The organism is Chromohalobacter canadensis (assembly GCF_029544075.1).
Taxonomy (GTDB): domain Bacteria; phylum Pseudomonadota; class Gammaproteobacteria; order Pseudomonadales; family Halomonadaceae; genus Chromohalobacter; species Chromohalobacter canadensis_A.
In genome coordinates, this window is sequence record NZ_JAJQJH010000011.1 from 76,396 (window position 1) to 101,861 (window position 25,466).

Sequence of the window (25,466 nt, forward strand, 5' to 3'; positions counted from 1 at the left end):
AGCGGTGGCCTGAGGCTTTGAAAGCTCGAGGCCATCGTTATCATTCGAGTCACATGCAACCAATGGCATGACACGATGAACCTTCACGAGTATCAGAGCAAACAGCTGTTTGCCGATTATGGTCTACCGGTGTCCAAGGGTTTCGCCGTGGATACCCCCGAAGAAGCTGCCGATGCGTGCAAGAAGATTGGCGGTGACAAGTGGGTCGTCAAAGCCCAGGTTCACGCAGGTGGCCGTGGCAAGGCGGGCGGCGTCAAGCTGGTCGAAAGCGCCGCGGATGCCAAGGCGTTCGCCGAAAAATGGCTGGGCGAGAACCTGGTGACCTTCCAGACCGATGAGAAGGGCCAACCGGTCACCAAGATCCTGGTCGAAAACTGCACCGATATCGCCAACGAGCTTTATCTGGGCGCCGTCGTCGATCGCGGCACGCGTCGTATCGTTTTCATGGCCTCCACCGAAGGCGGCGTTGAAATCGAGAAGGTCGCCGAAGAGACGCCTGAGAAGATTCTTAAGGCCGAAGTCGATCCGCTGGTTGGGGCTCAGCCGTACCAGGCGCGTGAACTGGCTTTCTCTTTGGGCCTGGAGGGCGCACAGATCAAGCAGTTCACCAAGATCTTCTTGGGCCTGGCCAAGCTTTTCGAGGAAAAAGACCTCGCGCTGCTCGAAATCAATCCGCTGGTGATCAACGACAGCGGCGACCTGCACTGCTTGGACGCCAAGATCGGCCTCGATGGCAATGCGCTGTATCGTCATCCCGATTTGCAAGCCATGCGTGACCCGTCTCAAGAAGACGAGCGTGAGGCGCACGCTCAGGCGTGGGAGCTCAACTACGTCGCTCTGGAAGGTAACATTGGCTGCATGGTCAATGGCGCCGGTCTGGCCATGGGCACCATGGACATCATCAAGCTCAATGGCGGGCAACCTGCCAACTTCCTGGATGTTGGCGGCGGTGCCACCGAAGAGCGTGTGGGCGAAGCCTTCAAGATCATCCTCTCCGACGATTCCGTGAAGGCCGTTCTGGTCAACATCTTCGGCGGCATCGTGCGTTGCGACATGATCGCCGAAGGCATCATCGGTGCCGTCGAGCAGGTCGGTGTCAACGTGCCGGTCGTGGTGCGTCTCGAAGGCAACAACGCCGAGCTGGGTGCCGAGAAATTGGCCTCCAGCGGACTGAACATCATCGCTGCTACCAGCTTGACCGACGCGGCCCAGCAGGTCGTCAAAGCAGCGGAGGGCAAGTAATGAGTATCCTGATCGACAAAAGCACCAAGGTCATCTGCCAAGGCTTCACCGGTGGCCAGGGGACCTTCCACTCCGAGCAGGCGATTGCCTACGGCACTCAGATGGTGGGTGGCGTGACGCCGGGCAAGGGCGGCCAGACGCACCTCGGTCTGCCGGTGTTCAACACCGTCAAGGAAGCCGTCGACACGACTGGCGCCGAAGCTTCCGTGATCTATGTGCCCGCACCGTTCTGCAAGGATTCCATCCTTGAGGCCGCCAATGCTGGCATCAAACTGATCGTGTGCATCACAGAGGGTATTCCGACTCTCGACATGCTCGACGTCAAGGTCAAGTGCGACGAGCTGGGCGTACAACTGATTGGCCCGAACTGCCCGGGCGTAATCACGCCGGGCGAGACCAAGATCGGGATTATGCCAGGGCATATTCACAAACCCGGTAAGGTCGGCATCGTCTCGCGCTCTGGCACCTTGACCTATGAAGCGGTCAAGCAGACCACCGATCATGGCTTCGGCCAGTCCACTTGCGTGGGCATCGGTGGCGACCCGATTCCGGGTTCTACCTTCATCGACATCCTCGAGAAGTTCGAGCAGGACCCGCAGACCGAAGCGATCGTGATGATCGGTGAGATCGGTGGTACTGCTGAGGAAGAAGCCGCGGCGTATATCAAGGAGCACGTCTCCAAGCCGGTGGTCTCCTATATCGCGGGCGTGACGGCGCCTCCAGGTAAGCGCATGGGCCATGCCGGCGCCATCATCGCGGGAGGCAAGGGCACGGCGGACGAGAAGTTCGCGGCGCTTGAATCCGCGGGCGTCAAGACCGTGCGTTCGCTCGCCGAGATCGGCGATGCGCTGAAGGAAGCGACTGGCTGGTAAGTTGCCTCCCTCTCTAGCGGTCCATGGGCCGCTGGGCAGCGAGCATGACGAAGGGCATCCCCATGGGATGCCCTTCGTCGTTAGAGGTGCTACACGAACATGGCCTGCGTTCGCCGCCTTGCGTAAAAATGCGCGCGTGATTACCGACGACGGGCCAGCAACTTGGCGAAGGCTCGACCTGCCATTGCCAAGAAGACCGGCGCGCCGGCGATGAGGTAGAAATAGTAGGTCACGAAGCGCCAGATGAGAACGGCAGCAGCGGCGCTTTGCTTGCCGATCAAGGGCGCTAGCAAGGCGGTGGAGGTCAGCTCGGCGCCGCCTGCGCCGCCGGGCAGAAAACTCAATTGGCCCGCTGCCATGGAGAGCATCTGTACCAGAAAGGTCCAGGCCCAGTCGATGTGCGCACCCAGCCCCTTCACTGCCAGATACAGGATGCTGTAACGCAGCATCCAGTGGGCACAGCACAGAGCGAAGACCGACAACAAGGTTAGACGAGGCAGGCGCAGCGTCTCGATCAAGGCATTACGGAAATGCAGTAAGCGGCGGGCGAATCCGAAGCGTGCCTTGCGACGCACCTTGAGACGTTCGAGCCAACCGCCGGTTATCTGCAGTACGCGCGTGTAATGGCTTATGACCAACCACAGCAGGATGAAGCCGCACACCAGCAACAACGACGGCAGACCCACCAGCCAGCCGAGGTTGAGATCGATGGCCTCGATGACGACATAGAGCGCGACGCCGATCAATGCGGAAAGAAAGAAGAGCAGGTCGGTCAACTGGTCGACGGCAAAGATCGCCGAGGCTTGCACGGGACGAACCCCGCGCCGGGCCAACAAGCCTAGGAGCGTCAGCAAGCCCCCGGTACCGCCGGGTGTGGCGCAGATGGCAAACTCGGTGGACATCACGATGCCTACCGCGCGTGTCTGGCCGAGACGTCCGGCGCGCCCCGCCAGCAGCAGGCGAAGCCGCAAGGCATTGATGTTCCAGCAGATAACGATCAACAGCAGCATCAATACCAGTTGTTGTAAGGGGAATGCGGCGAGCTCGCCGAAAAGCGCGCGCCCACCGAACAACAGTGGGATGCTGATAGCCGCCACCAACCCGATAACCAGCAATATCACCAGGCGCTTCATGCGGCGTGCTGCTCCCTCCGACGTTGCCCCGTCACCCAATCGTATTTGGTGATGGGGCGACGTCCTTCGTGGATCAGGCGCTCCAGGACAGCGAGCCAGTAGGCCTGAACGCGAGCATGACGCATGTCGACGGGGTGTAGTCCCAGGCGCAGCAGCGGTGCCTGGCGGCTACGCCAGCGCTGTGTTTCGCTGGCCAGTCGTGACAAACCACGACGCCAGGCGCTACGGGCACTCCAGACCAGCCCTGGCGCCTCGAGGCGCGTGAAGTTGGGCAGCATATACAGATGTTGCGGGTCGCTGGTGTAGCAGAAGTCGCGCTGGGCCAGCGCGCGTCGCGCCCCTTGGCTCATCAGCCAGGCCGGTGCCACGAATCCGGTGAGTGGCCAGCCCTGTGATCGAAAGAGCTCTATGCCCTTGTCCAGCCGCTGTGCTGCCTCGTTTTCGTCGAGGGCGTAGAACTCGCCTTCCCAGGTATAAAAACGCCGCATGAACCAGTCGCGAGGCGTGCGCGGTGAGGGCGCGTCGTCGCAATGGTAATAGCCGTGCAATGCCAGTTCATCGCCCATGGCTCGACGGCGTTGCAAGTTCTCGAGGAAAGCGCCATCGCGGCGACAATCACCGCGATGATGAAAATCGGGCACCACCAGCCAGGTGATAGGAATCGGACCATGTCGACGTGCCAGGGCGTCGACCTTGGCCACGAAGTCGATGTAGTCGGGCCAGGTCTCCGGCGCGATATCGTGGAGGACGAGGGAAAGGTGGCGATCAGCCATGCTGAAGACTCTCCGTGTTGACGCGTTGTCCGGTCAATTCACGATAATGATGCATCAGACTGGAGACCACGATATCCCAGTCGTGGTGGCGTTCGACATGCAGGCGGGCATGCCGCCCTTGTTCCTCGGGCGCATTGGCGCTGAGTTCGCGCACGGCGCGCGCCATGTCGTCCGCCGAGTGAGGTTCACATAGCAGTCCGCAGCCTAGGGGTACGTTCTCGGCCAGAGCACCTGCGCGTGCCGCGACGACCGGAATGCCACTTGCCATGGCTTCCAGGGCGACCAAGCCGAACGTCTCCTGAGTACCGGCATGCAGCAGCATGTCGCTGCTGGCCAGCCACTCGGCGACATCGACGGTGGCCGTGTAGCGGCCGATGACGCTGACGTTGTCGGGAACGCGTTGCGGCATCTGCGGCCCGATCAACAGAAGGTGATAACCCTTGCCAAGGCGTCGCGCCGTTTCCAACAGGACCGGCAGGTTCTTCTCGCGGGAGCCGCGTCCCACGAAGATCAGCAGGCGCGTATTGTCGTCGAGTCCCAAACTCTGGCGGTAGGAATCTTGGCGGCGCTGGGGCGAGAAGGTTTTCAAGTCGACCCCTAGCGGCTGCAGGGCGACATTGTCGAGGCCGAGGCCATGCAATTTATCGGCGATGACGCGGCTAGGTGCGAGGACACGGCTGCAATGCCGATAGAGGTTTTCGACATAGCGCTCAAGGGCCATGCGTGTCCAATTCCCGAGACGGTTGCCGATCAGGCTAGGAAGGTCGGAATGGTAAAATCCGACCACGGGCACGTCCAAGGTCCGGCCGGCATCAAGCGCGGCCCAGGCGGTAACATAAGGGTCGCCGGCTTCGATGAGATCCGGCGCCATCTGGATCAATTCGCGTCGCCAGCCCTCTCGTTTCAGCGGAAAGCGATAACCTTGGCTGAAAGGTAGCGGTGGCGCAGGGATTTCATGAATGGATTCACTGACCGCATGGTGGGCGCCGGGAATCAGTAGGCTGGACGTCACGCCAGGCAGTATCGCCAAACGGTTGCGTTTGGCCTCGAGATAGGTACGCACTCCACCGCTGGCAGGGGCGTAGAACATCGTGATATCGGTGATATGCAAAGCGTGACTCCTTGAAACCTTCCCGGTTGGTTACGGAGTGTGACCGCTCGGTCCTGTAGGGCTTGTCGTAGGAGTGTCACCGCGCTGTCATGAGATTACGCTGGCACATGCCATGCCTTGCGTCCACTTCTTGAGACGCAAGGCATAGCGAGCTTCAGACGGCGGGACGCGCGACCAATGAGCGTGTCGCCTCGACAGCCTCGGCCAGTGCGACCTGAACGCTGTCGCCGAGCTTGTAGCGCGGCTGGCCCTCGATCTGGATACGGCCTTCCTTGTCGTCGATGGCGACCTTGTCGCGTTCACTGTGCATGAAGGGCGCCGGGATGAACGCCGTGGCGCCATTGGCGGAGAGCCGCACCCGCATGCCGCCACGGTTGATGGCGATGATCTCGGCGTCGAAGACTTCGCCATTTTCGGCGGAGGGGCCGAGATAGCGAACATAGAGCCAATCCTTGACGTCACGTTCCGCCATACGATTCAGACGCCGACGCTCGGTGAGCTGCTCGGTCAATGTCTGACTGGCCTCGGCGGGTGCGTCCTCACCTTTGAGTACGCGCTTGATCAAGCGGTGATTGACCATGTCGCCATACTTGCGGATGGGCGATGTCCAGGTAGCGTATGCCGGCAGTCCCAACCCAAAGTGCGGGCCAGGCTGGGCGGACATGTTGGTATAGCCTTGGAAACGGCGCAGACGTGCGTCGAGCCAGGCATCCTCACGTGCTTCCAGGGCGCGGCGCAGCTCGCGATAGCGCGAAAGCTCCAGCAACTGTTCGCGTTCCACGCTGATGTCCTGGGCGGCCAGGAACTCGATCGCCTGATCGGCCTTCTCGGGCTCGAACGCCTGGTGCACGTTGAAGATGCCATGGCCCACGCGCGAGGCCAGTAGGTCGGCGCAGCAGGCGTTGGCCGCGATCATCGACTCCTCGATCATGCGCTGAGCGGTGCGACGTTCCTCGATACGGACCGCCAACACGTTGCCCGCGTCATCGACGTCGAAGGCATAATCGGGGCGATCCTTGAACACCAGCGTGTGTTCCTCGCGCCAGGCGTTGCGGGCCTCGGTCATCGTGGCCAAGGCCTTGAGCTGCGTGGCCATGGTCTCGTCGTCGGGAGCCCAATCGCCTTGGCCTTCCAGCCAGTCGGAAATCTGGTCATACACCAGACGGGCATGCGAACGGACATTGGCGGCGAAGAAGCGATAGTCGCCGAGGGTGCCGTCGCGCTGGATATCCAATGTGCAAACCAGGGTCGGGCGATCCTCGCCTTCCTTCAGCGAGCACAGCTCATTGGCAAGCGTTTCCGGCAGCATGGTGACGTTCTGGCCGGGTAGATACACCGTGAAGGCCCGTGTTTGCGCTTCCAGGTCGACCGGGTCGCCCTCGCGGACATAGGCAGTGGGGTCGGCGATCGCCACGCTGAGACGCCAGCCATCTTCGTGTGTCTCGATATGCAGCGCGTCATCCATATCGCGTGTCTTTTCACCGTCGATGGTGAAAAAGGGTGCCGCGGTCCAGTCCTCGCGCTCGAGACCTTCATCGTGCAGCGGCCATTGCTCGCCGAATTGCGGCGATGCCTGTTCCAACGCATGGCGTGCCAGAGTCACGCGCCATGGCACGGCAGGGTTATCGGCCTTGACGACGAGCTCGTCGACCTGAGCGAAGAACCCGCGGTCGTCAGGCTTGAGCGGATGACGCACCAAGTGTGCTACGACCCAGTCGCCGTCGCCGAGCGTACTTTCGTCGAGCGAATTCTTTAAGCGTGCGCGCAACTGGTTGTTGATCAAAGGATGATCGGGAACGACGCTCAGGCGCCCATCGCGCTTGACCAGTCGCGCCACGAAACGGTCGAGCCCCGCTTCGAGGAGCGTATCGGGCTCGGCGGAGGTCTTGTCTCCCTCCTGCTTGATCAGCGCATCGACGCGGTCGCCATGCAGTACCTGCTTCATGGCGGGCGGTGGAACGAAATAGGAAGTACCGTCCTCGGCTTCGAGAAAGCCGAAACCGCGATCGGTGGCCTTGATCACCCCTTGAACACGCGGGGTGGTTTCACGAATCTGTTGCTTGAGCTGTGCAAGCGCGGAGTTGTTCTGCAGCATCGAGACACATTCGGTTGGGGGGAGTAGGTCGATACTATACGGGTTCGTGTATTCCCCGCCAACCGACGGCTGGCGGGGAAAGGCGGGGATACACGTGATGTCCCGCCGAGCGCTGGATCAGCGCAGCGCCTCATCAATCGCCGTATTGCCATCGAGCAGGGAAAACTCACGTTGGCGCAGTTCGCGATTGCGCACTACCTCGAGCAACGCATGCGCGACATTGGCGCGTGAAATGCGATTGTCATCGGCGTTGGCGACATCGGTCGTGACACGTTGCGTCGCGGCCTCGTCGGTCAATCGGCCCGGCTTGAGGATCACGTAAGGCACCCTCGATGCACGCAGATGGGCATCGGCGGCATGCTTGGCGGCCATGTAAGGGCGTAGCTTGGCCGGTGCCTCAAGCACTTGATCGGCGCGCATCGCGCTGACCATGAGGAAACGCCCGATACCCAGTGACGCGGCCAGATCGATCGCGCTTAGCGCACCATATAGGTCGATCATCAACGTCTTGTCGGGGCCGGTATGCGGGCCCGAGCCCGCCGCGAAAACCACCTGATCGCAGCCATAAAATGCTTTGCGGAAGTCACCTTCCAGATCGGCGAGAACCGTTTCGATACCTCGCTCTTGGAACCACGCCTGCTGCGACGTATCGCGAATCATCGCGCGAATCGGCACGTCGGCCTCATGCGCGAGTTCACAAAATTGGCGGCCGATCTGGCCGTTGGCACCGATTACTAGCGTCTTCATGGGGCTCTCCTCAGTGTTGTCGATGACTATTGCATGCGGTTCTCGGCGCCGGTAATCAAGTCCGAAAGGCGCTTGTGTCTACCCGCTGCGCTCCTCACTCCTTTCTTCCTTAACGCCTTCTCTTCTTCCTTCTTTTTTCTCTTGCCTCTTCACATGGCTTTATAGATACCACTACAAGACCAATTGGTATTTGACTGGTATTAAGGAGGCTCTATATTGGTTATTAAGAACCGATATGAGAGAGCGTCTTCATGGACCCACGTTTTGTCGAGATGACGCTGGATCCCGATCTGGCGACGCCGCTTTATCATCAGTTGGCGCGGCAGTTGGGTGATGCCATCGAGGCGGGAGCCTGGCAGGCCGGCGAGGCTTTACCCTCAGAGCGCGCATTGGCTGAAACGCTCGAGGTTTCGCGCATTACCGCGCGCAAGGCGTTGGAACGACTCGCCGAGCAGGGCCTGATTCGGCGTACGCACGGTTCGGGTACGTTCATTGCGCCACGCTTCAATCAGCCATTGACGCGTCTGACGAGTTTTTCTGAGTTGTTGACGCAGCGTGGCTTCACGCCCCGTTCGCGTTGGCTGTCTCGTCAATTGGGCATGCCGAGTACCGAAGAGGCCTTGCGCCTCGGGCTGCGAGGCGGCACTCAGGTGGCGCGTCTCAAGCGTCTGCGCCTAGCCGACGACGTGGTGATGGCGGTCGAGGAAAGCTGCCTGCCCGAATCGATACTGCCTGAGCCGGAAGACGTCGGACAGTCGCTTTACGCGACGCTGGAAGCGCGCGGCAAGACGGTGGAACGCGCTCTGCAACACCTGACTGCCGTCAATGCCGACGCCGAACTGGCCGCTTTGGCCGAAGTGCCCAAAGGGGAGGCGTTGCTCAAGGTCACTCGACTCGGCTACCTCGCCGACGGCACCCCGGCGGAGCTGACCATCACGTACTGCCGCACTGACTACTACGACTTCATGGTCGAGCTTCAGCGGGCTCGATAACCAACGCGAACGCGCGTCTGTGGGCGCGTTAAAAAGGTAGGCCAATGCATTACGGCAACATCCTCACCCCCGAAGGCTGGCGCCTGGGCGATATCCACTGGTGCGATGGACGTATCGCGCGCATTGACGGTGCGCCGGTCGACCCGGCGGACAACGATGCCCTCTATATACTGCCTGGCTTCATCGACCTGCATGTGCATGGCGGCGGTGGCGCCGACACCATGGAAGGCGGCGAGGCGGTGACCACGCTGGCGCGTACCCATGCGCGCTTCGGCACCACCAGCCTTTTAGCGACGACCATGACCGCCACCGACGCCGAGATACGCCACGTACTTGGCGAAATCGGTTCCTTGATGGAGCAGTCACCCGGCAAGGGCGCACGCATACTCGGCGTACATCTCGAGGGGCCCTATATCAATCCCGGTAAGCTCGGTGCTCAGCCGCCTTATGCACGGCCTGGTGAAATCGCCGAGATCGACGCGCTGTGTGCGTTGGCGCCGATTCGGCTGGTGACCCTGGCGCCGGAACTCTCTGGTCACTATGCGCTGATTCGCCACCTGAGTGAGCGCGGCGTGCGCGTGCAGCTTGGCCATACCCTGGGCACCTACGAGCAGGGCGTGGCGGCGATGGAGCATGGCGCTTGCGGTTTCACCCACCTTTATAACGCTATGACCGGTTTGCATCACCGCCATCCGGGGATGGCGGGAGCCGCCTTGGCACATGCCGACTTCGCCGAGCTAATCCCCGACTTGTTGCACGTCCATCCCGGGGCGATTCGCGTCGCGCTCCGAAGCATCCCGCGTCTTTACGCCGTCACCGACTCGACCGCTGCGGCCGGCATGCCCGATGGCGAGTACCGGCTTGGCGAGCAGGCGGTGACTAAATGTCTAGGCGGGGTGCGCCTAGCCGACGGCACGCTCGCCGGAAGTACCCTGACCATGGATCAGGCGCTGCGCAATCTGGTCGAGATCGGCCTATCACTGGCCGAGGCCAGCGAGCGCGTATCGCGCCATCCTGCTGACTTTCTTGGTCTGCATGATCGCGGCCGGTTGGCTGCTGGCTGTCACGCCGATCTGGTCGTGCTCGATCGCAATCTGGCCGTCGACTGTGTCTACGTCGAGGGCCAGTGCGTGGCTGGCGATCATCCCCAAGACGCTTCAACGACCCGCCCAGGAGACGATGCATGAGTTCGATGATGCTCAATGAAGCGCATGATGCTCCCGAACGCGTCGCCGCTCAATTGACCCACAACGCCGAACCGCTGGCCGAACTCGGCGAGTGGCTGCGGCAATGCGACCCGCAGGGTGTGGTCACCGTGGCGCGCGGTAGCTCCGACCATGCTGCCAGTTACTTCGCCTATCTATGCATGCAGAGCCGAGGGATTCCGGTGGCCTCGCTGCCGCCGTCGCTGACTACCCTGGCGCGGGCGCCGTGGAAGCTTGACGGCCAGCTGGCGCTAGCGATCTCGCAGTCCGGCCAGAGCCCTGATCTGATCGAAACCCAAAAAGCGCTGGCCGCTGGCGGAGCGCAGACGCTGGCGCTGGTCAATACGCCCCAGTCACCGTTGGGTGAGGTCAGTGATCGCGAGATTGCGCTGCATGCCGGCGAGGAGCGCAGTGTTGCCGCGACCAAGAGCTACCTGGCCACGCTATCGGCCTGCGCTCAGTTGCTCGGTCACTGGAACCGGGATCGTGAATTGCTCGCCGTGCTCGAGGCGCTACCTACACGGCTACGCGTGGCGGCCGAGCAGAATTGGTCGCCGGCCATCGAGGCACTGCGCGATGCCGACAAATTAATGGTGGTAGGGCGCGGCGCCGGGTTGGCCGTCGCCCAGGAAGCGGCGCTCAAGTTCAAGGAGACCTGCGCCCTCCAGGCTGAGCCATTCAGCGGTGCCGAGGTCAAGCACGGACCGATGGCGTTGATCGGCCCCGGCTACCCAGTGCTGGTATTCGCCCCACCGGGACCCGAGCAGGCCGGCCTACTTGAGCTCGCCGAATGGCTTAAAAGCGTCGGCGCGCGGGTGTTGCTGGCCGCCGACGAAGATGTTGCCCAGCGTGAGCTGACAGTCACCGATGCTGGCCATGCGGTGCTTCAGCCGCTGTCGGTCATCCAGAGTTTCTACGTCATGGCCGCTCAGCTAGCGGTGGCACGGGGTAGCGATCCCGATCAACCGCGTCATCTCAAGAAGGTGACCCGTACCCGCTGAGCGTTGTCCATCGCTCTCAGCCAAACGATGCGCGACAACGATTCTTTCTAAACGTCGTTTCCTACAGCGACACAGCGACGTTCTTTACAACAACAATGCCGGAGGCAACATGGCTTCATCACTCGATATTCAGGCACCGGTGGATGGCGTGCTCGTCGCCCTCGACGCGGTGCCCGATCCGGTCTTTGCCGGCGGCACGCTCGGCGAGGGCATGGCCATCGATCCGCTCGGCGACACGCTGCATGCGCCTTGCGACGGCGAGATCGTGCATTGTGCACGTACCGCCCACGCGGTGACGCTTCGCAGTGCGGGTGGCGTCGAGCTGCTCATTCATCTGGGGCTGGATACCGTCAATCTCGACGGTGCGGGCATCGAGCTGCTGGTCGAGGCCGGGCAAAGGGTCGAGGCCGGCGCGCCGTTATTGCGTTTCGATGCCGACCCAGTCGCCCAGCAGGCGATGAGCCTGATCACGCCATTGATTATCGCCGAACCGTCCGGTTGGCGTCTGACACTCCTCAGTACACAGCACAGCGGTGACATGGTGCGCCAGGGCGAGTCGATCATGCGTCTCGAAGCGGCTTCTACCTCACCGAACATTGCGCCGGAACCGGTCGAGGCATCGCCTCGGCAAACGCAGGAAGCGACCCGCGAGGTGACGCTGGGACTGGCGACCGGATTGCACGCGCGGCCTGCGGCCCGGCTACGCGCCATCGCCCACGAACAGAATGTCGATCTCGAACTCGTCCACGGCGAAACGCACGTCGATGCGCGCAGCTTGAGCCGGTTGATGAATCTAGGGCTGGTGAACGGCGATCGTGTAACGCTGATCGCGCGAGGCGAATGTGCCACGGCGGCGTTGGATAACGCCGAGCGGCTGCTGAGCGAAGCCGAGGCCGATGATCCCGTAGCTAGTACTGCCGAAGTGCCTGCCGCCGAGGCTGGGGTAGGGCAGTTGGCTGGGCTCGTCGCTAGCCAAGGGCTCGCGGTCGGGCCGCTGCATCATTATGTGGCGGCATTACCCACAGTGCCGCAAGTCGGAGGCGTTCCGGCGCATGAGCGCGAGGCGCTGGGCGTGGCATTGGAGAACGTCGGTCATTCGCTCGAGACGGCGCTGGAGCAAGCCAAGCGCAGCGCACGAAGCAGTGAGGCCGAGATCCTCGAGGCGCACTTGGCCTGGCTCGATGATCCGGCGCTACGCGAGGCCGCAGAAGGTTACATCGACAGCGGACGCAGCGCCGGGCAGGCCTGGAAGGAGGCCCTCGATGATGAAGCGGTGCGTCTGCAGGCGATTGGCAACCAACTGCTGGCGGCGCGAGTTGCCGACCTGCGCGACCTACAGCATCAAGTGATGGCGCACCTGGGGTCGGCGCCGAGTGTCCCACAGGTGCCGGCCGACGCCATCGTCATCGCCGACGATCTGACGCCGTCGGAACTGACGGCCTTGGCCGCTCAGCGTCCGGCGGGCATCTGCTTGGTGGCGGGGGGCGCCACGTCGCACGTGGCGATTCTCGCCCGTGCCCGGGGCCTGCCGTGTTTGGTGGCGATGGGCGCGATGCTGGAGTCGGCCGAAGGAGAGATGGCGATTCTCGATGCTGAACGCGGCCTGCTCGAACCGCAACCGGATAGCGCCAGTCTCGAGGCCATGCTTGAGCGTATCGCTGAGCGTGAGCGGGCTCGAGGCGCTGCCCGCGAGTCGGCAAGACAGCCTGCGACGACCCGTGACGGGCGCACTATCGAGGTATGCGCTAACGTCGCCGGCGGCGCCGAGGCGTTTATCGCCGCCGAGGAGGGCGCCGACGGTATCGGCCTGCTGCGCAGCGAATTCCTGTTCCTCGACCGTGATCGCGCGCCGAGCATCGGCGAACAACGCGATGAGTATCAGGCCGCGCTCGATGCACTAGGCGGCAAGCCGGTGGTCGTACGAACGCTGGATATCGGCGCCGACAAGCAACTGGGCTACCTACCGCTGCCCAGCGTTGCCAATCCGGCGTTAGGCGTGCGCGGCATTCGCCTGTGGGCAAGCCAAGCGAAGCTGCTGGAGAGTCAGTTACGCGCTTTACTCGCGCTTGAGCCAATCGGCTCGCTGCGCATCATGCTACCGATGGTCAGTGGCGTCGGGGAGTTGCGGGCATTGCGTCAACGACTTGAAACGCTGGCCAGTGAACTGGGCGTGAGCCGCCTGCCGCAACTTGGGGTGATGATCGAGGTGCCCTCAGCCGCACTTTGCGCCGCCAGCCTCGCCGCCGAGGCCGATTTCCTGTCGATCGGCACCAACGACCTGACGCAGTACACGTTGGCCATGGACCGTGAAGATCCCGGACTTGCCGCACAACTCGACGTGCTCCATCCGGCAGTACTGCGGCTGATCAAGACAACCGTCGATGGCGCCGCCGGGCGCTGCCCGGTGGGTGTATGTGGCGCCGCTGCCGGTGATCCGCTGTCGCTGGCCGTGCTGGTGGCACTGGGGGTCGACGAGCTCTCGGTGGAGCCAAGCCGCGTGCCGGCAGTCAAGGCTTCACTGCGTGAGCTAGATGCTGGCGCACTCGCCGCGCAACTGTCGGCCTGGTTGGAACTGGACGACGGCGCCGCCGTGCGCGCGCAAGTCAAGGCTTGGCTGGAAGCACCGGTCACCGTCTGACGCGCCCGTTCGGAACAACGACATTCTGGACAACAACAAGAGTGGGAGAAACGATCATGCGACTCGATATCATGGGCGGCCTACAGAAACTGGGTCGTTCGCTCATGCTGCCCATCGCGGTGCTGCCGGTTGCCGGTCTGCTGCTGCGCTTGGGGCAGCCAGACCTGCTCGATATTTCCTTCATCGCCAATGCCGGCGATGCGATCTTCGCCAATCTGGCGCTGATTTTTGCCATCGGCCTAGCGGTGGGCTTCGCTAGCGATAGTAACGGCGCCGCCGGTCTTGCGGGAGTCGTCGGCTATCTGGTACTCGATGCGGTCCTGCACACGCTCAACGAAGACATCAACATGGGGGTGCTGTCGGGCATCATCATCGGCACCGTGGCGGGCCTACTCTATAACCGCTTCAAGGACATCAAGCTTCCCGATTACTTGGCTTTCTTCGGCGGGCGGCGCTTCATTCCGATCGTCACCGGGCTAGCTGCGGTCATCCTGGGGATGATCTTCGGGGTGATCTGGCCGACGGTACAGACCGGCATCGACACCCTCGGCCAGTGGTTGATCGACGCCGGCGATCTGGGGCTTTTCGTCTACGGTGTGCTCAATCGCTTGCTGATCGTCACTGGGCTGCACCACGTACTCAATAGCTTCGTGTGGTTCGTGTTCGGCAGCTTCGATGGCGCGACCGGCGACCTCAACCGCTTCTTCGCGGGTGATCCCAGCGCGGGTAGCTTCATGGCGGGCTTTTTTCCGGTGATGATGTTTGGCCTCCCGGCGGCGGCGCTGGCGATGTATCACGCTGCGCCCAAGGGTCGTCGTGCCCAGGTCGGTGGCTTGTTGCTATCGCTGGCGTTGACCGCCTTCCTGACCGGCGTTACCGAGCCGATCGAGTTCACCTTCATGTTCCTGGCGCCGTTTTTGTATGTGTTGCATGCGCTGCTCACCGGCCTCTCGCTGGTGCTCATGAACCTGCTAGACGTCAAACTTGGCTTTACCTTCTCGGCTGGTGCCTTCGACTACGCGCTTTCCTACGGGCTCTCGACCAACGGCTGGCTGATGATTCCGGTGGGGCTTTGTTACTTCGCGCTGTATTACACGGTGTTTCGCTGGGCGATTGTGCGCTTCGATCTACCCACGCCAGGGCGTGAACCGGAAACCGCAGGTGCCACTAGCGCCCCGACCGATCTCGGGGAGCGTGGCCCAGCTTTCGTGCATGCCTTGGGTGGGGCAGCCAACATGACCAGCGTGGGTGCTTGCACCACGCGCCTGCGACTGGTGCTCGTTGACGACAAAGCCATCGATGAACCGGCGCTCAAGCAGCTCGGTGCACGTGGCGTGCTGCACCTACGCGGCGGTGGCTTGCAGGTAATCCTCGGACCGATAGCCGACGGCGTTGCCGACGAGATTCGCGCCGCGATGAGTGCCGAAGGCGCCGCGCCGGGTGAGGCACCAGCGGTCAGCGAGGGGAGTGGCTCGGATATGTCTAGCGTGGAGCGACTGAGTGCCGAACAACTCGACCACTGGTTGACGGCCCTGGGTGGGCGCGGCAACGTCCAGGAAGCCACCGCCGTGGCCATGACCCGCCTGCGGCTTCGCCTCGCCGATGTTGCGTGTCTCGACGAAGCCGCGCTCAAGACACTCGGCGCGCAAGGCATTCAACGCATCGACGGCGGTCTGGTCCACATACTGCTCGGCGAACGCGCCCCCGGCGTCGCCGCAAGCCTGGGGGATCGCTGAACGCAGCGGCGTGTGAAAGCCGATCAGCTTGGGCCGGGCAAAATTGCCCGGCCTTTTTTGTGCCTTGAGGGATGCCCAAACCGCCGTTTCACACTGATTTTGTCACTTCCTGCTGGTGGCCCTAAATTCGGTTCACTTTAATACTCGCTGCTGGCCGGTCAATGGAGACTCCATTACAGCGTTTCTTCCAGGAGCTGGGACAGTCGCTTGTGGTGCAGGTCATCGGCGGCTGTGTCGTAGGAAGGGGCGTCCTTGGCCGTGAAGCCATGGGCCGCGCCCTTGTAGAGCTCGGTGGTGAAGTGCACGCCGGCGGTGGCGAGGGCTTCGTCCAGGCGAGCGATCTGCTCGGGGGGCAGCAGTTCGTCTTTGTCGGCGTGGCCGAAATAGACGCGCCCTTCGATATTCCCGACGACGCTCATGGGGCTGTTCGGGTCGTCTGCCTCGGCCAGTCGCGCCGAATGGAAACCGGCTGCAGCAGCCACGCGGTCGGCATGTTCGGCCGCCATGCGCAGGGCGAAGGCGCCGGTCATGCAATAGCCGACCACGCCGATCTTGCCGTTCGCGAACTCGGGCTCATTGTCGATGCAGTTCAGCAGGGCGTCGAAGTCGCGGGATTGTGCCTCGGGCGTGAGATGGCCGGCGTATTCGAGCAGCGTCGGCCGCACATCCGGATCGCGGAAGGACTTGCCCTCCGGCACGATGTGTCCGCGCGCATCGCGGTAGTAGACATTGGGCATCAACACGGCATAGCCGTTATCGGCGAGTCGCTGGGCCTTCTCGTGGTAGCAGGGGCGCAGGCCACCGATATCGGTGAACAGCGCCACGGCCGGAAGAGGGCCGTCGGCGTTTTCGGGCGTGAAGATATGCGCGTCGATGGTGCCGTCGGCGGCGGGAATTTCGATAGCACGAGACATGGCTGAGCTCCGTATTGTTGGTGGCGACTTGATGCCATCCAAGGCGAATGTCGCTAGAGACGAATCTAACCGGAGACAGGATCGATTGACGAGCCCGTGTCTTTCCCGCTGCGGTGATCATTCGCAGCTCCAGATAAATAAAACGTATAAGACTTGCAGTGAAATGCATTATTCGGACGACGAGCGGAAATGACACGCTTTCAAGTACATGCACCTGGTGCCAGCACCACTTGAGAGCACCTGGAGGATCGCTTGCATCGTCAGTTCGCTACTAGTCAAACGTTGAGGAACACTCATGGAGCATTGTAACGATATCGCGCATCTTGCCCACGTCGAGATGCTGACCGACCATTTTGAGGAGAGTCTGGATTTCTTCACCCGCGTTTATGGGCTAAAACTATCCGGACAGGACGCGACCAGCGCCTACCTGCGTGCCTGGGACGACTACGAGTATGCTTCCCTGAAACTGACACGGGCCGGCGCTACCGGGGTTGGGCACATTGCCTATCGCGCCGCATCTCCGGAGGCTCTGGAGCGTCGGGTCAAGGCGATCGAGGCTTCAGGCTATACGACCCACGGCTGGATCGATGGCGATCAGAGCCATGGCAAGGCGTTTTGTTTCGAGGATCCATTCGGTCACGTGTTCGAGATCTACTACGACACCGTGTGGTATGCGCCGCAGGAAGATACCGAACGTCCTGCGCTGAAGAATACCGCCTCGGCTTTCACCGGTGCGGCGCCTCGAAGGATCGATCATGTCAACCTGCTTGCTGAAGACGTGAGTGAATTTCGGCGCTTCATGGAAACGTGCCTGGGCAGTCGCGTGACGGAGCTGATCCAGCTCGACAATGGTCGCCTCGGCGGATGCTGGTTCACGATCAATGACAAGAGCTACGACCTTGCCTGCACCGAAGAGCATGGTCGAGGTCAGGGGCGCTTGCACCATGTCACCTACGCCACCGACCAGCGCGAGGATATCCTGCGCGCTGCCGATATCTTCCTGCAGAATGGGGTGCATATCGAGACTGGCCCCCACAAGCATGCAGTACAAGGCACCTTCTTTCTCTATGTGTGGGAGCCTGCGGGCAACCGTGTGGAACTAGCCAATGCTGGCGCTCGCCTGATCCTTGCGCCGGATTGGCAACCTATAGTCTGGACGGAAGCCGAGCGCAAGAAAGGCCAAGCCTGGGGAATGAAGACCATCGAGACATTCCATACACACGGCACGCCGCCAATGAACGCGGATTGATCCCGTCTGAAGCGATTGACGGGACGTTCCTGATGCTGGGAAGGAGACCAGCGTTCATCACTGGGCAGGCTCATAGCGGCTGACTTCCAGCCCTGAGCCCACCGGTAGCAACACGCTCGTCATGCCCGGTGCTGCACGTACTGCGGCAGCGTATTCGGCTTGGCCGCTGCTATCGCCACCGCCGCCACGGATCATGTTGTCGGCCACCAGAATGGCGCCGGGGGCGAGCTTGTCGCGAAAGGCCTCGAAACTCGGCAGGTAAAGATCTTTCCAGTGATCGACGAGCACGAAGTCAAAGGGCCCGTCGAGGCTGTCGATCAATGCCAGGGCGTCTCCCACTTGATAATTGACCCATTCGGCGAGCCCCGCGCCTTCGGCCATTTCCTTGGCAATCGCAGATTTTTCCGCTTCCAATTCGATCGTGGTCACTTGGCCGCCCGTAGCGCGGGCGGCATCGGCGAGCCAGATTGTCGAGTAGCCCAGAGAGGTGCCCAGCTCGAGGATGTGCGGTGCGTCGAGGCTGCTGGCCAGCAAGTTGATGAAACGCCCGGCCGCTGGCCCTACCGCCATATGGCGATGTGGGCCACCATATCCTTGCTTTTCCTCTTCGATACGCTGGTGATAAAGGGCGAGGGCATGCCGCATGGCGTCGTCCATATCGAGTCGAGGGTCGAAGGTAGACATGGGTTCTCCTTGGAAAAGATGCCCACCGACGGTGAGCGAGTAGTGCAGGTTTAGAGGGTGATCATCGGTACGACGGGCCATGTTAATACAAGCCGGCTTGATTCACTGTGCCTGCACATTTTTTCCAGGCGACACGAGGCGCGCCGATATGCGGTAACCTTGGGGTGTCGAGAACCAACCGGGAAGCCGCATGCAGCCTCATCTGATTGTCACGGATCGGGATAACACCTTGCTCAATGCCGAGCACGATTTCGATGACGCGACTCTTGATGTCACTTTCGATGCCTGGATGGTCCGTCAGAATGAAACGTGGTGATTAACCGGGCGACCGTGACGAAATTCGGTATCTGGCTGGCCGAGCCACCGCTGTCGGAAGAGCTGCGTGCCGCGCTGCTCTCACAAACGGACTGACGTGGCAGATGCCTGGAGCCTAACGGACGCGTAGACGCCCACGCCCATGACGCCGCAGTGTCGCGCAGAGCATCGTGATGTTTGGCTTCAGTTAGTGGCCTGAAATCTGCCAGACTGGCCTCATATATCCCATGAATCCGCAAGAGAGAGCCTCAATGAGCGAGACCAACCACCCTTGGAACCGGCCCATGCCGGAGCAGCAGTTCAAGCTGATGCGCGAAATCCTCGACGCGCCCAGCCCGGTGGGGCTGGAAGGTGCGATGACTTACGGCGTGCTCAAGCCGCAGTTCGAGTCGTTCGCGCCGAGCGATTGGCAGCTTCATCAGTACCAGGGCCACGCCGGCGTGGTGCTGGATACCCATCCCGGCCGCGACGACCTGTTCAAGGTGATGCTGATCGGTCACGCCGACAAGATTCGCATGCAGGTGCGCTCGATCGGCGATGACGGCAAGATCTGGATCAATACCGACTCCTTCCTGCCCACGGTACTGATCGGCCACGAGGTCAAGCTGTTCAGCGAAGATCCCGACAATCCCGGCAGCTACCGGGTGATCCAGGGCGGTACGGTGGAGGCGCTGGGCGCCATTCATTTCACCGACCCGGCGGTGCGTTCGGGTGACCGGGGCATCAAGAAGGAGCAGATCTACCTGGATCTGCAGATCCACGGCGAGAACAAGAAGCAGCAGGTACTGAACCTGGGCGTGCGGCCTGGCGATTCGATTATTTTTGATCGTCCCATCCGCCCCGGCTTCAGCCCCGACACCTTCTACGGCGCTTACCTGGACAACGGCCTGGGTTGCTTCGTCACCAGCGAGGTCGCACGGCTGATCGCCGAGGCGGGCGGCACCGAGCAGGTACGCGTGCTGTTCGCCATCGCCAGCTACGAGGAGATCGGCCGCTTCGGTAGCCGGGTACTGGCCGGGGAACTCGAGCCGGACGTGCTGATCGGCGTCGACGTCAATCACGACTATATGGCGGCGCCCGGCATCGGCGACCGACGCATGCAGCCGCTGGAAATGGGCAAGGGCTTCACCATGGCGGTGGGCGCGATCGCCAGCGAGCAGCTCAATCGGATCATCGAGAGCACCGCTAAGCAGCACGACATTCCCATGCAGCGCGACATGGTCGGCGCCGACACTGGCACCGACGGCATGGCCGGTGTGCTGGCGGCGGTAGATTGCGCCGCCACCTCGATCGGCTTTCCGATCCGCAACATGCACACCATCTCCGAGACCGGCAATACTCAGGACGTGCTGGCGGCGATCCATGCGTTGACGTACACCATCCAGGCGCTGGACGCCCTCGACGACCCGCACCGCGAGTTTCTCGACAACCATCCGCGTCTCGACCGGGCCACGCCGCTGGAGCACCAAGGCTCGGCCAAGCCCGATGAAGGTGATGAGAATAGCGCTCTCTAGGCATTTAACTGTTCAGCATTTATCCGCCATGCTCCGCACGAAGAAAATGCTGAACAGTTGGGCGACTCAAGGACAAAGCACGGAATGATCGGCCACACTGGAGTTGGAGTCGTCGATATCGCTCTTTCTGCATATGGGGCTGTCCTGTTGTGAGATGCACCTTGACCAACAGTACGTGGCGCTAACGCCAGTCCCCAGCTTCAGGCCGATATGCGGTAACCTTGGGGTGTCGAGAACCAACTGGGAAGCCGCATGCAGCCTCATCTGATTGTCACGGATCTGGATAACACACTGCTCAATGCCGAGCACGATCTCGATGAATTGACCATCGAGACCTTTCAGGCCTTGGCCGCCGAGGGCCATCATCTGGCGCTGGCATCGGGGCGTCACTTTCACGATATCACGGCGTTCCGCCGCCGACTGGGCGTGCCCGCCTATATATTGAGCACCAATGGGGCACATCTCTACGCGCCCGACGATAGCTTGATCGCCGAACAGTGGGTGCCGGCGGAGCTGGTGCGAGCGTTGGTCGAGCTGCCACGCGATGCCGATATTCGGCTCAACCTGTATACCGGCGACGAGTGGTTGATCGATGCGTCGGCGCCGGAGTTGAAAGCCTTGCACGCGCATACCGGTTTTCATTATCGGGTCGCCGATCTCGAGGCACACGATGGCAATGGGGTGGGCAAGGTGCTGTGCATCGGCGATCCCGTCGCGCTGGCGTCGTTGGAGCAGAGCATCAACGAGGCGCTAGGCACACGGGTACATGTGACCTATTCGATGGCCCACTCACTGGAAATCATGGCGGAAGGCGTCAACAAGGGCGCCACGCTGGAGCGTCTGTTGACGCATCTCGAGCTACCCGCGACGCGCTGCTTGGCGTTCGGCGACAACCTCAATGATGCCGAGATGCTGGCGTTGGCCGGCCACGGCTTCATAGTGGAGAACGCCCACCCGGATTTGCCGAGACGCGCACCCGGTGCCAGGCGGATCGGTCACCATCATCCGTTCGGTGTTGCACAGCTGTTGCAGGAGTTTTTCGAGTTGAAGGTCATCGCCAAGTAAGCCGAGTTTCATTCATATTCGCATGACAAGGAGTGTCATTCGTGGGAGAGCCGACGCACCACTATATGAGCGAATATGCGCGTAAAGTCTGGATCGCTGCCGGCATAGTCGCTGTCACCATGACGATATTGGCCGCACTCTGGTTCGGTTTCAGAATTCTGCTGATGGTCTTCGTCGGGCTGCTGCTGGCATTGGCCTTTTCGCTGCCGGCAGGCTGGTTGTGCCGTCACAGTTTCCTCTCTCGGCGTTGGGCATTGGTGGTCGTATTGTTCGTCGTTTCTGGCTTGTTTGCCGCCTTCAGCGTGAACTTTGCCTTCAGTATCAGCCAGCAATTCGAACAGCTTGCCAAGACACTGCCCAACTCGCTGGCCGACTTGAAACAAACGATAGGCCAGTGGCCGCTGGGATCGCAGTTTATCGAACGAGTAAGCGATAATTCGTCGTCCGAGAATGTGCTGGGCAACTGGTCCGCACGCGTTTCCACCGTTTTCTCGACCACGCTGGGAGCATTGCTCAATGTAGTGGTGGTGGTATTCATTGGGCTGTTCATTGCGTTCGACCCGGCCATTTATAAAGCCGGTGTGTTGCGGCTCATCACGCCTTCTCGGCGGGAAGGGGCTGCCGACCTAATGGATGTCATCAAGCGTAAGCTTGCCTGGTGGCTATTGGGCAGGCTCACGTCGATGTCCGTCGTGGGAGTGCTGGTCGGCACTGGCCTCTGGATGCTGGGTATTCCCATGGCGTTGTCGCTCGGCCTTCTCGCGGCATTTTTATCGCTCATTCCCTACTTGGGGCCGGTGGTGTCGGCGATTCCTGCCTTGCTGGTGGCGTTCTCGATCGATTCCACGGCGATGCTGCATGTGGCCGTGCTTTATGTCGGCATCCAGGCGCTGGAAAGTTACCTGGTCACGCCGCTCATCCAGCGCGAGGCGGTGAGTATTCCACCTGGGCTTTTGTTGGTGATGCAGGTATGGCTAGGGTTGGTCGCTGGTTTGATAGGTGTGTTGGTCGCCGAACCGCTGGTCGTGCTGGGTATGGTGCTTATCCATCGCTTGTATGTGAAAGGCTGGCTGGAGCAGAGAGGGCATGCGCTTGAGCGAACACTCAAGCCAGCCACCGACAAATAAGGGTGGCCGGCATTGATTCGCAATGGTTGGCGGACAACAGGTAGATCAATGCACGCTGATCACGTGGCAGGGAGCGGTGTGCGATACCTTGTGCGAGACGCTGCCGACGACGAGCCCCGCGATGTCGCTCAAGCCACGGCTGCCCATCACGATGGCGTCGGCGTCTAATGTCTTGGCTTGCTCAATGATCACCCGTGCCGGGTCGCCCTGATGCAGCGAGCCTTCGACATCGGTGATACCGCGTTCTCTAGCGGCCTGAGTAGCGGCATCGAGCAGTTGCCGGCCGGCACGCTCGAGTTTCTCGGCGCTGGCCTCCATTGGCACCGCGCCGACGCCCCAGACGAGGAGAGTGTCGTGGGCCAGCGATTCGGGAATATGCAGGATATGTAGGCGTGCACCGTCGGCGCTGGCCAGCTTGCAGGCGATATCGAGCGCCGTGCTGGCTGTTTCCGATCCGTCAACGGGAACCACGATGGTCGAGAACATAGCAACCTCCGTCTATGCTGGCGTGAAAGTCGACACTCGCGAAGCGCTTGGAGGCAATCACGAGTGCACTCACTCTAGCTTAGTTGCCAAGGACGCGCCGAATCGTGATTTGGATCAAGATGACGTAGGTTGTTGGTTATCGCTTTGAGTTTCCAGCCGGCGCAGGCGATGCCAGAGTTCGCGACGCAGGTCCGCGAGGCGCGGGGCTTCGCTTTCGTCGAAGGGGATTGGGCGTGTCATGCGCAGCGTGCGCAATCCGAGCCGCGCGGTGAGAAGGCCTGCGCCGAGCCCTTGGCCGGCGCGAGTGGAAAGCTTGCCAGCTACGTTCATCGAGAGCAGGTCCATCCCGGCATCCGTGGCGATCTCGCTAGCGCCGGCGAAGGCCATGTTGTAGAGCACTGCGCGAAACAGGCGCAGGCGGCTGGCGTAACCCAGCTCTAAGCCGTATAGCGCGGCGAGACGGTCTATAAGCCCAATGTTGCGCCACGCCATCAGGGCCATGTCGAAAAAGGTGACCGGGCTGACGGCGACCATGACGGCGGTTTCACTGGACATGCGCGCGATCAATCGGCGTGCCTGGCGGTCGCGCGGGGCCAGGAGGTGGTGCGCCAGCAGGGTGCGTGTTTCCTGAGCGTCGTGGTGCGGCTGATGTGCGGCTTGAAAAGCGCGCCAGTGGGGGTCGTCGTCGCCGAGTTGCATTTGGCGCCGCAAGCGTTCGGCGAGCGTTTGCATGTCTTGGGGCGTTGCTTCTTCGGGGGAGTCGAGTTGGTCACGCAATCGGGTGTGCCGCTTTAGACGCCGCAGACGCCATAGTTCGCGTAATAGTGCCACGGCACCTAAGCCCAGCGCCAAGATACCCAGTGCGCTCCAGGCGCCTGCCAGCCAGTCGCCGTCGAGGGTGGCGGTATACAGATGACGCGCGACTTCCACGCTGCCTAGCGACAGGGCTCCCCCGAGTAGGGTCACCAGCCCCCAGCGGCGCTTGCGGGGTTTGCCCAGGCTGGCTTCGAGGGGAACGTCCGGCTCACTATCCTGTGCGGCGAGCGGATGAGAAACGCTGTCCGGGGAAAAGCGTTCCCCAGGCTCGGGGGTAGCCGTAAAGTGGGGCGGGGACTCAGGATCGACGCGAAAACGTTGTCCGGGGCGCGGCTCGCTCATTTCAATTTATCTCCAATCAGCCAGTCGAGCGCTGCATCCATGCGTACATGCGGTAATTCGGGCGTGTCGCGGTGCGGGGGCCGAAATGCCGTGAAGTCGAACCCTTGGCGGGCCCAGAAGTCGTGCTCAGGTAAGCGGGACGGCACGTCGCCGGGGAACAGCAGTACGTCTTCGCCTTCCAGGGTGGTACCACGCAGGGCGGCGCGGCGTTGGCCATCATTATCCACTTCGCGTGGCTCGGTGGCACGCACCGCCGCCAAGGACAGCGCCTTCACCGGCACATCGGCATAGCGCAGATCCTTGAGTGGCTCGGCAAGCAGGGATTCGAGCAGGGCGACGACATTGGGATGCTGTTCTGGCGTGACGTGGTCGGCCTTGGTCGCGGCGATGGCAAGACGATCGATGCGCGGCGAGAACAATCGGCTCATCAGGCTGCGTTTGCCGTAATCGAAACTCCGCATCAGGGTGCTCAGCGCCCGAGAAAGATCCTCGAAGCGTTCCGGACCGGCGTTGAGCGCGCCCAGCACATCGACCAGTACGATCTGGCGGTCGAAGCGCCGGAAATGCTCACGGTAGAACGGTTTGACCACGTGGCGGCGATAATGGTCGAACCGCCGCGCCAGCGTCTTGTAGACGCTTGTCTCGGGCAAGGCGTCGAGCTCGGCGCGGTTGGCTTCGCGCACGCCGGGAAGCGGAAAAAATTGCAGTACCGGCGCATCTTCCAGATCGCCCGGGAGTAGAAAGCGCCCCGGTTGCAGATCGGCGAAGCCGGCCTCGCGCGAGGCGCGCAATGCGTTGGCGTAATGGCTGGCGATCTCGGCGAGTTGGCCTTCGTCGGCTTCGTCGTCCGGGGCTAGGGCCTCGGCGGCGCTCAACCAGGTCGCGGCGAGGCGTTGGCGCTCACTGCCCATGGTGGTCTGCTGTGCCTCGCTCCAACTGAGGAAGTCGTGCTCGAGCAGGGGCAGGTCGAGCAACCATTCACCAGGGTAGTCGATCAAGTCGAGGGTGAGCGTCGCCGTATCGCCCAGCAGGCCCCGGGCGCGCCGTGTACGGTGCTTGATGGTCAGGCGCAGCTCACTGATGCCCCGCGTGGGCGCTGGCCAGTGCGGTGGTGTGCCGTCGAGGGAGGCCATGGCGGCGTCATAGGGAAAACGCGGCACGCCGAGGTCGGGCTGAGCGACCCGCTGGGCGCCAAGCAGGCGACCCTCGCGGGCGGCGCGCAACAGATCGAGGCGTGCTTCCAGGCCCGCATGGCGCAACTGATGCACTAGCGAGGTCAGGAAGGCGGTCTTGCCGGCCCGGGAAAGACCGGTAACGGCGAGACGCAGTTGGCGGTCTCGGCCGCGCTCGATGAAATTGTGCAATTCCTGGGTCAGGTGACGTCGCATTACGGTATCCGACTGAAGTTC

At 61.9% G+C, this 25,466-nt stretch carries 22 protein-coding genes; 12 read left to right on the plus strand and 10 right to left on the minus strand.

What is annotated here, in order from left to right:
- The first annotated feature begins 75 nt into the window (after positions 1-75).
- On the plus strand, positions 76-1,242 hold the full coding sequence (sucC, locus tag LUN51_RS13215) for an ADP-forming succinate--CoA ligase subunit beta (protein ID WP_040244076.1): 1,167 nt from the start codon (positions 76-78) through the stop codon (positions 1,240-1,242).
- Entirely contained in the window at positions 1,242-2,114 is an 873-nt protein-coding gene (gene sucD / locus LUN51_RS13220; RefSeq protein ID WP_277811637.1) for a succinate--CoA ligase subunit alpha, read from the plus strand. The genes sucC and sucD overlap by 1 nt, the downstream gene beginning before the upstream one ends.
- Before the next feature lie 140 nt (positions 2,115-2,254).
- Here the strand turns inward: sucD and LUN51_RS13225 are convergent, their stop codons facing one another.
- From LUN51_RS13225 to LUN51_RS13245, 5 genes are all read right to left on the minus strand, one after another.
- Positions 2,255-3,247, minus strand: coding sequence for a lysylphosphatidylglycerol synthase transmembrane domain-containing protein (locus tag LUN51_RS13225; RefSeq protein ID WP_277811638.1), 993 nt, complete (start codon positions 3,245-3,247; stop codon positions 2,255-2,257).
- Positions 3,244-4,020: a polysaccharide deacetylase family protein gene (locus LUN51_RS13230; protein ID WP_277811639.1), complete on the minus strand. Its 777-nt coding sequence runs from the start codon at positions 4,018-4,020 to the stop codon at positions 3,244-3,246. Before LUN51_RS13230 ends, LUN51_RS13225 begins: the two co-directional genes overlap by 4 nt.
- Positions 4,013-5,131, minus strand: a complete 1,119-nt coding sequence (locus LUN51_RS13235; RefSeq protein ID WP_277811640.1) for a glycosyltransferase family 4 protein — start codon at positions 5,129-5,131, stop codon at positions 4,013-4,015. The genes LUN51_RS13230 and LUN51_RS13235 overlap by 8 nt, the downstream gene beginning before the upstream one ends.
- Positions 5,132-5,285: 154 nt before the next feature.
- A complete protein-coding gene (locus tag LUN51_RS13240; protein WP_277811641.1) occupies positions 5,286-7,226 on the minus strand; it encodes an exoribonuclease II in 1,941 nt (646 codons plus the stop codon).
- 117 nt (positions 7,227-7,343) lie between these two features.
- A complete protein-coding gene (locus LUN51_RS13245) occupies positions 7,344-7,973 on the minus strand; it encodes an SDR family oxidoreductase (protein WP_277811642.1) in 630 nt (209 codons plus the stop codon).
- A gap of 251 nt (positions 7,974-8,224) precedes the next feature.
- Between LUN51_RS13245 and LUN51_RS13250 the strand changes: the two genes are divergently transcribed.
- The 5 genes from LUN51_RS13250 to nagE all read left to right on the plus strand — a co-directional run bounded on the left by LUN51_RS13250 (position 8,225) and on the right by nagE (position 15,545).
- On the plus strand, positions 8,225-8,965 hold the full coding sequence (locus tag LUN51_RS13250) for a GntR family transcriptional regulator (protein WP_277811643.1): 741 nt from the start codon (positions 8,225-8,227) through the stop codon (positions 8,963-8,965).
- A 44-nt stretch (positions 8,966-9,009) separates the two neighbouring features.
- Positions 9,010-10,152, plus strand: a complete 1,143-nt coding sequence (nagA, locus tag LUN51_RS13255; protein ID WP_277811644.1) for an N-acetylglucosamine-6-phosphate deacetylase — start codon at positions 9,010-9,012, stop codon at positions 10,150-10,152.
- A complete protein-coding gene (locus tag LUN51_RS13260; protein ID WP_277811645.1) occupies positions 10,149-11,171 on the plus strand; it encodes an SIS domain-containing protein in 1,023 nt (340 codons plus the stop codon). Before nagA ends, LUN51_RS13260 begins: the two co-directional genes overlap by 4 nt.
- A gap of 109 nt (positions 11,172-11,280) precedes the next feature.
- Positions 11,281-13,809 carry a phosphoenolpyruvate--protein phosphotransferase gene (ptsP, locus tag LUN51_RS13265; RefSeq protein ID WP_277811646.1) on the plus strand — a complete coding sequence of 843 codons (2,529 nt, stop codon included), beginning with the start codon at positions 11,281-11,283 and terminating at the stop codon, positions 13,807-13,809.
- Positions 13,810-13,865: 56 nt separating this feature from the next.
- Complete coding sequence (gene nagE / locus LUN51_RS13270) at positions 13,866-15,545, plus strand: N-acetylglucosamine-specific PTS transporter subunit IIBC (RefSeq protein WP_277811647.1); 1,680 nt, start codon at positions 13,866-13,868, stop codon at positions 15,543-15,545.
- A gap of 173 nt (positions 15,546-15,718) precedes the next feature.
- Here the strand turns inward: nagE and LUN51_RS13275 are convergent, their stop codons facing one another.
- A complete protein-coding gene (locus tag LUN51_RS13275) occupies positions 15,719-16,459 on the minus strand; it encodes a dienelactone hydrolase family protein (RefSeq protein ID WP_277811648.1) in 741 nt (246 codons plus the stop codon).
- A 295-nt stretch (positions 16,460-16,754) separates the two neighbouring features.
- Between LUN51_RS13275 and LUN51_RS13280 the strand changes: the two genes are divergently transcribed.
- On the plus strand, positions 16,755-17,708 hold the full coding sequence (locus LUN51_RS13280) for a VOC family protein (RefSeq protein WP_277811649.1): 954 nt from the start codon (positions 16,755-16,757) through the stop codon (positions 17,706-17,708).
- Positions 17,709-17,765: 57 nt separating this feature from the next.
- Here LUN51_RS13280 and LUN51_RS13285 read toward each other — a convergent pair whose 3' ends face one another.
- Entirely contained in the window at positions 17,766-18,392 is a 627-nt protein-coding gene (locus LUN51_RS13285; protein WP_277811650.1) for an O-methyltransferase, read from the minus strand.
- A gap of 190 nt (positions 18,393-18,582) precedes the next feature.
- Here LUN51_RS13285 and LUN51_RS13290 point away from each other — a divergent pair, with 190 nt between their 5' ends.
- The 4 genes from LUN51_RS13290 to LUN51_RS13305 all read left to right on the plus strand — a co-directional run bounded on the left by LUN51_RS13290 (position 18,583) and on the right by LUN51_RS13305 (position 22,413).
- Positions 18,583-18,708, plus strand: a complete 126-nt coding sequence (locus LUN51_RS13290) for a hypothetical protein (RefSeq protein WP_277811651.1) — start codon at positions 18,583-18,585, stop codon at positions 18,706-18,708.
- A 250-nt stretch (positions 18,709-18,958) separates the two neighbouring features.
- On the plus strand, positions 18,959-20,221 hold the full coding sequence (locus tag LUN51_RS13295) for a M20/M25/M40 family metallo-hydrolase (RefSeq protein ID WP_277811652.1): 1,263 nt from the start codon (positions 18,959-18,961) through the stop codon (positions 20,219-20,221).
- 252 nt (positions 20,222-20,473) lie between these two features.
- Positions 20,474-21,286, plus strand: coding sequence for a Cof-type HAD-IIB family hydrolase (locus LUN51_RS13300; protein WP_277811653.1), 813 nt, complete (start codon positions 20,474-20,476; stop codon positions 21,284-21,286).
- A 41-nt stretch (positions 21,287-21,327) separates the two neighbouring features.
- Positions 21,328-22,413, plus strand: coding sequence for an AI-2E family transporter (locus LUN51_RS13305; RefSeq protein WP_143333961.1), 1,086 nt, complete (start codon positions 21,328-21,330; stop codon positions 22,411-22,413).
- Between the two features lie 45 nt (positions 22,414-22,458).
- Here LUN51_RS13305 and LUN51_RS13310 read toward each other — a convergent pair whose 3' ends face one another.
- The 3 genes from LUN51_RS13310 to LUN51_RS13320 form a co-directional block, all read right to left on the minus strand.
- Positions 22,459-22,899 (minus strand): universal stress protein, encoded by a 441-nt coding sequence (locus LUN51_RS13310; RefSeq protein ID WP_277811654.1) that lies wholly within the window; start codon positions 22,897-22,899, stop codon positions 22,459-22,461.
- Between the two features lie 114 nt (positions 22,900-23,013).
- A complete protein-coding gene (locus LUN51_RS13315; protein WP_277811655.1) occupies positions 23,014-24,057 on the minus strand; it encodes a YcjF family protein in 1,044 nt (347 codons plus the stop codon).
- Entirely contained in the window at positions 24,054-25,445 is a 1,392-nt protein-coding gene (locus LUN51_RS13320) for a YcjX family protein (protein WP_277811656.1), read from the minus strand. The genes LUN51_RS13315 and LUN51_RS13320 overlap by 4 nt, the downstream gene beginning before the upstream one ends.
- Positions 25,446-25,466 lie beyond the last annotated feature (21 nt).

Bases quoted from the DNA above. Each gene is read 5' to 3' on its own strand.
- sucC (WP_040244076.1), top strand. From the start codon at position 76: ATGAACCTTCACGAGTATCAGAGCAAACAGCTGTTTGCCGATTATGGT.
- sucD (WP_277811637.1), top strand. From the start codon at position 1,242: ATGAGTATCCTGATCGACAAAAGCACCAAGGTCATCTGCCAAGGCTTC.
- LUN51_RS13225 (WP_277811638.1), bottom strand. From the start codon at position 3,247: ATGAAGCGCCTGGTGATATTGCTGGTTATCGGGTTGGTGGCGGCTATC.
- LUN51_RS13230 (WP_277811639.1), bottom strand. From the start codon at position 4,020: ATGGCTGATCGCCACCTTTCCCTCGTCCTCCACGATATCGCGCCGGAG.
- LUN51_RS13240 (WP_277811641.1), bottom strand. From the start codon at position 7,226: ATGCTGCAGAACAACTCCGCGCTTGCACAGCTCAAGCAACAGATTCGT.
- LUN51_RS13245 (WP_277811642.1), bottom strand. From the start codon at position 7,973: ATGAAGACGCTAGTAATCGGTGCCAACGGCCAGATCGGCCGCCAATTT.
- LUN51_RS13250 (WP_277811643.1), top strand. From the start codon at position 8,225: ATGGACCCACGTTTTGTCGAGATGACGCTGGATCCCGATCTGGCGACG.
- nagA (WP_277811644.1), top strand. From the start codon at position 9,010: ATGCATTACGGCAACATCCTCACCCCCGAAGGCTGGCGCCTGGGCGAT.
- LUN51_RS13260 (WP_277811645.1), top strand. From the start codon at position 10,149: ATGAGTTCGATGATGCTCAATGAAGCGCATGATGCTCCCGAACGCGTC.
- ptsP (WP_277811646.1), top strand. From the start codon at position 11,281: ATGGCTTCATCACTCGATATTCAGGCACCGGTGGATGGCGTGCTCGTC.
- nagE (WP_277811647.1), top strand. From the start codon at position 13,866: ATGCGACTCGATATCATGGGCGGCCTACAGAAACTGGGTCGTTCGCTC.
- LUN51_RS13275 (WP_277811648.1), bottom strand. From the start codon at position 16,459: ATGTCTCGTGCTATCGAAATTCCCGCCGCCGACGGCACCATCGACGCG.
- LUN51_RS13280 (WP_277811649.1), top strand. From the start codon at position 16,755: ATGGAGCATTGTAACGATATCGCGCATCTTGCCCACGTCGAGATGCTG.
- LUN51_RS13285 (WP_277811650.1), bottom strand. From the start codon at position 18,392: ATGTCTACCTTCGACCCTCGACTCGATATGGACGACGCCATGCGGCAT.
- LUN51_RS13290 (WP_277811651.1), top strand. From the start codon at position 18,583: ATGCAGCCTCATCTGATTGTCACGGATCGGGATAACACCTTGCTCAAT.
- LUN51_RS13295 (WP_277811652.1), top strand. From the start codon at position 18,959: ATGAGCGAGACCAACCACCCTTGGAACCGGCCCATGCCGGAGCAGCAG.
- LUN51_RS13300 (WP_277811653.1), top strand. From the start codon at position 20,474: ATGCAGCCTCATCTGATTGTCACGGATCTGGATAACACACTGCTCAAT.
- LUN51_RS13310 (WP_277811654.1), bottom strand. From the start codon at position 22,899: ATGTTCTCGACCATCGTGGTTCCCGTTGACGGATCGGAAACAGCCAGC.
- LUN51_RS13315 (WP_277811655.1), bottom strand. From the start codon at position 24,057: ATGAGCGAGCCGCGCCCCGGACAACGTTTTCGCGTCGATCCTGAGTCC.
- LUN51_RS13320 (WP_277811656.1), bottom strand. From the start codon at position 25,445: ATGCGACGTCACCTGACCCAGGAATTGCACAATTTCATCGAGCGCGGC.